Source organism: Actinomadura soli (assembly GCF_005889715.1).
GTDB lineage: Bacteria > Actinomycetota > Actinomycetes > Streptosporangiales > Streptosporangiaceae > Spirillospora > Spirillospora soli.
Genome location: NZ_VCKW01000083.1, coordinates 24,066 through 30,638 on the forward strand (window position 1 = coordinate 24,066; position 6,573 = coordinate 30,638).

General features: G+C 74.0%; 6 protein-coding genes. 3 read left to right on the forward strand and 3 right to left on the reverse strand.

Annotated elements, in window-relative coordinates; translation table 11 throughout:
- Positions 1–10 precede the first annotated feature (10 nt).
- Positions 11–478, forward strand: coding sequence for a ribose-5-phosphate isomerase (locus ETD83_RS17845; RefSeq protein ID WP_138646258.1), 468 nt, complete (start codon positions 11–13; stop codon positions 476–478).
- 27 nt (positions 479–505) lie between these two features.
- Here ETD83_RS17845 and ETD83_RS17850 read toward each other — a convergent pair whose 3' ends face one another.
- A complete protein-coding gene (locus tag ETD83_RS17850; RefSeq protein ID WP_138646259.1) occupies positions 506–775 on the reverse strand; it encodes a hypothetical protein in 270 nt (89 codons plus the stop codon).
- Positions 776–896: 121 nt separating this feature from the next.
- Between ETD83_RS17850 and ETD83_RS17855 the strand changes: the two genes are divergently transcribed.
- The gene (locus tag ETD83_RS17855; RefSeq protein WP_138646260.1) at positions 897–2,015 is read left to right on the forward strand and encodes a PP2C family protein-serine/threonine phosphatase; all 1,119 of its coding nucleotides are present in this window, start codon (positions 897–899) and stop codon (positions 2,013–2,015) included.
- Between the two features lie 16 nt (positions 2,016–2,031).
- Here ETD83_RS17855 and ETD83_RS17860 read toward each other — a convergent pair whose 3' ends face one another.
- Positions 2,032–3,141, reverse strand: coding sequence for a serine/threonine-protein kinase (locus tag ETD83_RS17860; RefSeq protein WP_171064294.1), 1,110 nt, complete (start codon positions 3,139–3,141; stop codon positions 2,032–2,034).
- 408 nt (positions 3,142–3,549) lie between these two features.
- On the opposite strand from ETD83_RS17860, the gene ETD83_RS17865 reads away from it, so the two are divergent.
- On the forward strand, positions 3,550–4,932 hold the full coding sequence (locus tag ETD83_RS17865; RefSeq protein WP_138646262.1) for a sensor histidine kinase: 1,383 nt from the start codon (positions 3,550–3,552) through the stop codon (positions 4,930–4,932).
- A gap of 21 nt (positions 4,933–4,953) precedes the next feature.
- Here the strand turns inward: ETD83_RS17865 and ETD83_RS17870 are convergent, their stop codons facing one another.
- Complete coding sequence (locus ETD83_RS17870; RefSeq protein ID WP_138646263.1) at positions 4,954–6,369, reverse strand: amidase; 1,416 nt, start codon at positions 6,367–6,369, stop codon at positions 4,954–4,956.
- Between the last annotated feature and the right edge of the window lie 204 nt (positions 6,370–6,573).

The window sequence follows — 6,573 nt, forward strand, 5'->3', positions numbered from 1 at the left end:
AATCGGGCCCATGCGCGTGTTTCTTGGGACCGACCATGCCGGCTTCGAGCTGAAGGAGCACCTGGTCTCCTGGCTGAAGGAGAACGGGCACGAGGCCGTGGACTGCGGCGCCTTCGAGTACGACGCCGTGGACGACTACCCGCCGTTCGTCCTGCGGGCCGCCGAGCGGACGGCCGCGGAGCCGGGCACGCTGGGCGTCGTGGTCGGCGGTTCCGGCAACGGCGAGGCGATCGCGGCCAACAAGGTCAAGGGCGTGCGCGCCGCGCTGGTCTGGAACGAGGACACCGCCAGGCTCGCCCGCGAGCACAACGACGCGAACGTCATCAGCATCGGCGCCCGGCAGCACGATCTGGCGACCGCGACGCGGTTCCTGGAGCTGTTCATCGAGACCCCCTACTCCGGGGAGCAGCGCCACACCCGGCGGATCACGATGCTCGGCGACTACGAGACCACCGGCGAGCTCCCACCGCTGCCATAGGGCACGAGGCCCCGGGCTGGCCGGGGCCTAGGTCTCGTTCGGGGGAGACGGCTTGCGGGCGCCGCCGCGCTTGCCGAGGCGGCGCCGCTCGTTCTTGGCGGCCTTCGTCCGCCTGGCGGGCTCGGCGGGGCCGTTCGTGCCGGAACCCGGGCCCGAGCCCGGTTCCGGGCCGCTCACCTGGCCGTTCCCCGATCCGCGGTCGGCGCCCGGTGCCTTTTCGCCGTCCGGCTTCGGACGGGAGACGTCCCGTGCCCGCATCGCCGCGTCCACCGTGATCCGCATGCCCGGCTGCCCCATCGAAGCGCCTCCTCGTCCACAAGCCGCGTACCCGATAATACGGAGCTGGACCGGTGCAACAGGTCACCCGTGGTCCGGATGCCGACCGGTGACGGTGATTGCTCGATACAGTGCCGGAGTCATGCTTCAACGACTGGTGCAGCTTCTACCGCCGCGAGTGCGCGACGTGCTGCGAAGGATTCCGCTGCTCGTGGCGTTCTACCGGTGGCTCAGGCGGGGGAAGCTGACCCGGGAGCGGTACGTCTTCGCGGCGCTGGCGGTTCTCGCGATCGCGATCGGGCTCGCCACGTCCACCGACTCGCGCGGGCTGGCCCCGTCCGGCGCGCTGGTGCTGATCGTGCTCGGCGGCGGGCTGCTGCTCAGGGTGCGGAGCCTGGTCGCGCTGCTCGGCGTCGTGGTGGCGGTGACGGCCTACAACGCCTGGCAGGACGTCGCCGCGATCGGCCCCGGGATGGTCGCCACGCTGTCGATCACCGCGGTGCTGGCGCTCTCACTCGCCCGGACGAGGCAGAAGCTCGGCGTGCAGGGCCTGCGCGGCGACTCGATGCTGCTGGAGCTCCGCGACCGGCTGCAGCGCCAGGGCGAGATGCCCGAGCTGCCGGACGGCTGGGGCACGCAGGTCGTGCTGCTGCAGGCCGGCGGGTCGTCGTTCGGCGGCGACTTCGTGGTGTCGTCCTACGAGGGCGACTCCCTGGAGGTGGCGCTGGTCGACGTGTCCGGGAAGGGCACCGACGCCGGAACGCGCGCGCTGATGCTGTCCGGTGCCTTCGGCGGGCTCCTTGGATCGGTCCAGCCTGATCATTTCCTCCCCGCGTGCAACGCCTACCTGCAGCGCCAGCGCTGGGACGAGGGGTTCGTCACGGCCGTGCACGTCGTCGTCGACCTGACGACGGGGGAGTACACGGTGGAGTCGGCGGGGCATCCGCCGGCCGTCCAGTTCGACGCGGGCAGCGGTGCCTGGCAGGTCAGCTCCGCCAAGGGCGTGGTGCTCGGCGTCGTCCCCGACCTGAAATGCGTCCCCGAGCACGGGACGCTGCGGCCAGGCGACGCGCTGCTCCTCTACACCGACGGGCTGGTCGAGTCGCCGGGCAGCGACCTGGACGCCGGCATCGACCGGCTGCTCGGCGAGGCGGAGCGGCTCGTCCCGCAGGGGTTCGGCCGCGGCGCGCGGGAACTGGTGGAGACGATGGCCGCGGCCCGCGACGACGACTGCGCGCTCGTCGTGATCTGGCGCATCTGACGCCCTCGCGGCTTCCCTAGTGGCGCCTGTGCCTGGCAAGCGGTGAGAGCCGCTGGGCGCTCTTGTCCTGCGTCCGTCCGGCGAGGATGGCCCCGATCACCACCGTGCCCGCGGCCGCGCCGAGGCCCGCCAGCAGGCGCGCCCGCGTGGACGACATCGCGCCCGCCACCCCGATCGGTGTGAACGCCTTGGTGTCGGTCTCCACGCGCCCGTCCGGCATGTCCGGGTTGGACGTGCTGGCCTGCCTGGGCGCGGCGCAGACCGACGTCCCGGCGAGCGCGGACGTCCGGATGGACGTGGGCCAGGCGTCGGCCGGGGGCTGCTCCACGAGCGCGAGCAGCAGGTCGGACGCGGTCGGGCGGTCCACCGGGTTCCTCGCCAGCGCGGCCCGCACCGCCGGGACCAGCGACGCCGGCAGCCCGGACAGGTCGGGCTCGTCGGACGCCGTCCGGAGGGTCGCCGGGTCGCCGCCGATGGGCATCCGCCCCGTCCCCGCGTGGGCGATGAGGCAGCCCCAGGCGAACACGTCGGCCGCCGGTGTCGCGGGGCCGCCGATGAGGACCTCCGGCGCCATCCAGCCCGGGGTGCCGAGGACCCTGCCGGTCGCCGCCGTCACGCTGATGGAGTCCTGGCTGCGGGCGATGCCGAAGTCGATCACCCGGCAGCCGGACAGGGTGAGCATGACGTTCGCGGGCTTCAGGTCGCGGTGCACCAGGCCCGCCGCGTGGATCGCCGCGAGCGCCGACGCCACCCCGACCGCGACGCCGTGCAGGTCGGCGCCCGGCAGCGGGCCGTCGCCGACGAGCCGGTCGTGCAGCGAGACGCCGCCCACGTACTCGGTCACGAGGTAGGGGCGGCCTTCCTCCTCGCCGTGCGCGAGGACCCGCGCCGTGCAGAACGAGGCGACGCGGCCCGCGAGGTACGCCTCGTCCAGGAAGCGCCGCCGGTAGGACGGGTCGCCGGCGAGGTGCGGGTGGATGGTCTTCACCGCGACGCGCCCGCCGGACACCGGGTCGGTGCCGAGATAGACCGTGCCCATGCCGCCCGAGCCGAGCCGGCCGAGCAGCGGGTGCCCGCCGACCTCGCGCGGATCGGCCGGTTCGAGCGGCCTGATGTCTCCGTCCATGGATCTTTCCGGCCCCCTTGCTCTCCTCGTCCCCTGCATCCCCGTTCGGCGGCGGATTATTGGGCGTCTTCGCAGGAAGTGCCGGAAACGTGATCGTCACGTCGATGTCGCGCCCCGTGCACCTGCGCACGGCAGAGTGGGCGGTGGTTCGGCAGCACGGCCCGGTCCCGCCGGATTCCTCCTCGGCGCGCGGGCGGCGGGCGGCGCCGGATCTGATGCCCGCACGGGCGGCTCCCCAGGGGTGGGAGGCGCCGTCCGCGCGGGCATCCGTCTGCGCTGGGGCTGTGCTCGGACGATGTTTCGCAGGGCAATGACCAGGTAACAACCAGTTCTGCGTTCTCCCCCCACGTGCTGGAACGCGGCGCGGGCCCGGTGCCGCGTGCGAGCCGGAAGGGGGAGGGCACCGGGGTGCGGATTTCCGGGGGCTGGCTGTCACCGTCGACCTGGTCGGTGCGGACCCGTGTGACGGCCGCCGCCACCTTCATCGTCCTCATCCTGCTGGTGGCCGGCGTCGTGCTCTTCTACCAGGCCGTCCGCGGCACCGTGTACCGCGATCTGCACGAGCGCGGCACCTTCGTCATCACCGATCTGACCGCGCTCGTGCGCAACACCGACCCGCGCGGCACGCTGCCCGTCGACGACCCGGACTTCACGCTCCTCCAGGTCGTGAACACGGAGGGCGGCCTGGTCGCGTCGAGCGAGTCGCTGCGCGGGCGCGGCCCGCTGGACGCCCCGCCGCCGCGCGTGCCGGGCCGTCCCGTCCACCGCACCGTCGACATCCCGGGCAAGGGCGCGGTCTACCTGGTGACCGAGAGCGTGCGGACCCCGGCCGGCTGGCGGATCGTGCACGCCGGGGCCCCGATCAGCTCCTTCACCCAGTACAGGGGCCCGTTCATCGGCCTGCTCGCGGCCTCGGTGCTGGTCGCCACGGCCGCCGTCGGCTGGATCGTGTCGCTGGCGGTGCGGCGGGCGCTGCGCCCGGTGCGGGTGATGAGCGCCGAGCTCGCCGAGATCACCGGCCGGGGCACGGGACGCCGGGTGACCGTCCCCGGGCCGGACGACGAGGTGTCCGAGCTCGGCGAGTCGGTGAACGTGACGCTGAGCAGGCTGGAGGCCGTCATGGCCCGGCAGCGGGGCTTCGTCGCGGACGTCTCGCACGAGCTGCGCAGCCCGCTCACCGGGCTGCGCGCCCAGCTGGAGGTCGCGCTGGAGCGCCCGGACGACGAGGACTGGCCCGCCGTCGCCCGCGCCGCGCTCACCGACGCCGACCGGCTGCAGAGCATCGTCAGCGACCTGCTGATCCTCGCCAAGCTGGGCGCGGGCGTGCACGTCGCGCGGGAGCGGGTCGATCTCGGCGAGCTGGTCCGCGCGGAGGCGGGCCGGCGCCCCCGGCGGATCCCGGTCGAGATCGACGCGGGCGAGGGGATCATGGTGCGGGCCACGGCGCACCACATCGTCCGGCTGCTGACGAACCTGCTCGACAACGCCGAGCGGCACGCCGCGTCGCGGGTGTGGATCTCGGTGTCCACGGACGGGGACGACGCCGTTCTGCAGGTCCTGGACGACGGCGCAGGGATCGCCCCCGAGGACCGCGAACGGATCTTCTGGCGGTTCCAGCGGCTCGCCGAGGGCCGCGAGCGCGACCGCGGCGGCACCGGGCTCGGCCTGACGATCTCCCGCGACATCGCCCGCGCGCACGGCGGGACGCTCGTCGCCGCGGACAGCGACAAGGGGGCGAGGTTCGTGCTGCGCATCCCGCTCGACAAACCGTCGACCTTCCCGGCCTCCTGACCTGCCCGGGCCCGGCCGGCCTCAGGCGATGGGGGGACGGCGCGTCCCATGCCGGGTGGCCTGCTCGAAGGCGTGCCCGATCCGCAGGACGGCGAGGTCCGCGCGATGCGGCCCGACGATCTGCAGGCCGACCGGCAGCCCGTCCCCGGTGAAGCCGGCGGGGACCGACAGCGCCGGGCAGCCGGTCGCCGAGACGAGGAAGCAGGACCGCATCCATTCCAGGTAGTCGGGCATGGGGTGCCCGGCGACCTCGTCCGGGTACTCGATCGCGGCGTCGAACGGGGGCACCTGGCTGACCGGCAGCAGCAGCGCGTCGTACCGCCCGAAGAACTTCCTGACCCGGTGGAACAGCGCCGTGTGCAGCGTCTCCGCGCGTCCGATGTCGCTGCCGGTGAGGGCGCGGCCCGCCTCGATGTTGCCCGCGAGTGACGCCTTGAAGTCGGCGCGGCGGTCGTCGAGGAGCGGGCCGAGGGCGAGGTCCCAGTGCCAGGCGCGCAGCGTCCGGAAGACCTCGTCCGCGCCCGACAGGTCGGGGCACGCCTCGTCCACCGCGCAGCCGAGCTCCTCGAACGCCTTCACCGCCGGTTCGAGGACGCCGGTGACCGCCGGGTCGACGGGCACCCGCCCGCCGAGGTCGGGGGACCAGGCGAGCCGCAGCCCGGCGACGTCGCGGTCGAGCGGGACCGCGAACGCCGCCCCCGGCGTCTCCAGCGCGATCGGGCTGCGCGGGTCGGGGCCGGCGAGCACCGACAGCAGCAGCGCCGCGTCCCCCACGTCGCGGGCCATCGGGCCCTGGACGCCCATCGTCGACCAGCCCGCCGGCACCGGCCACGACGGTACCCGTCCCGGCGACGGGCGGAACCCGACGACGTTGCAGAACGAAGCCGGGTTGCGCAGCGAGCCGCCCATGTCGCTGCCGTCCGCGACCGGATGCATCCCGCACGCCAGCGCCGCCGCCGCGCCGCCGCTGCTGCCGCCCGCCGACCGCGACAGGTCGTAGGGGTTGCGGGTGACCCCGAACAGGGGGTTGAACGTGTGCGACCCGGCGGCGAACTCCGGCACGTTCGTCTTGCCGATCGTGATGGCCCCGGCGGCGCGCATCCGCTCGATGACGAGCTCGTCGGCGGCCGGGACGAGGTCCGCGAAGATCGGCGAACCGGAGGTCGTCCGGATGCCCTTCGTGGCGTGCGTGTCCTTGTGCGCGACGGGGAGCCCGTGCAGCGGCCCGGCGTCCGCCCCGTTGGCGAGCCGGTCGTCGGCGTCCCCCGCCTGCTCCAGCGCTCGCTCCGCGACCAGCGTCACGATGGCGTTGACCTGCGGGTTCGTCCGCTCGATCTGGTCGAGATGCGCCCGCACGACCTCGCGGGCCGACAGCTCCCGCACCCGGATCCGGCGGACGAGCTCGCGCGCGGACGCGAAGTGGATCTCCTCTGACACCGTGCTCCCCTTCTCCCGGCTGCGCTCCCAGTGTCCACCCCCGGCACCCGGGTTGACCTGCCCGTGTGGTCATGATGGGTCCGTGACGGAACGACCCGGGGCGCGCGAGCTGCTGCGCCGCGTCCTGGACGCGGACGGCTGGACGTCCTGGGACACCCCGCCCGCCGTGCGCCCCGGGTCGTTCCGTCACGGACCCATCATGAC

What these genes read in the sequence shown, in the direction of transcription:
- ETD83_RS17850 (WP_138646259.1), bottom strand. Translation starts at nt 775, where the DNA reads ATGGGGCAGCCGGGCATGCGGATCACGGTGGACGCGGCGATGCGGGCA.
- ETD83_RS17860 (WP_171064294.1), bottom strand. Translation starts at nt 3,141, where the DNA reads ATGGACGGAGACATCAGGCCGCTCGAACCGGCCGATCCGCGCGAGGTC.
- ETD83_RS17855 (WP_138646260.1), top strand. Translation starts at nt 897, where the DNA reads ATGCTTCAACGACTGGTGCAGCTTCTACCGCCGCGAGTGCGCGACGTG.
- ETD83_RS17845 (WP_138646258.1), top strand. Translation starts at nt 11, where the DNA reads ATGCGCGTGTTTCTTGGGACCGACCATGCCGGCTTCGAGCTGAAGGAG.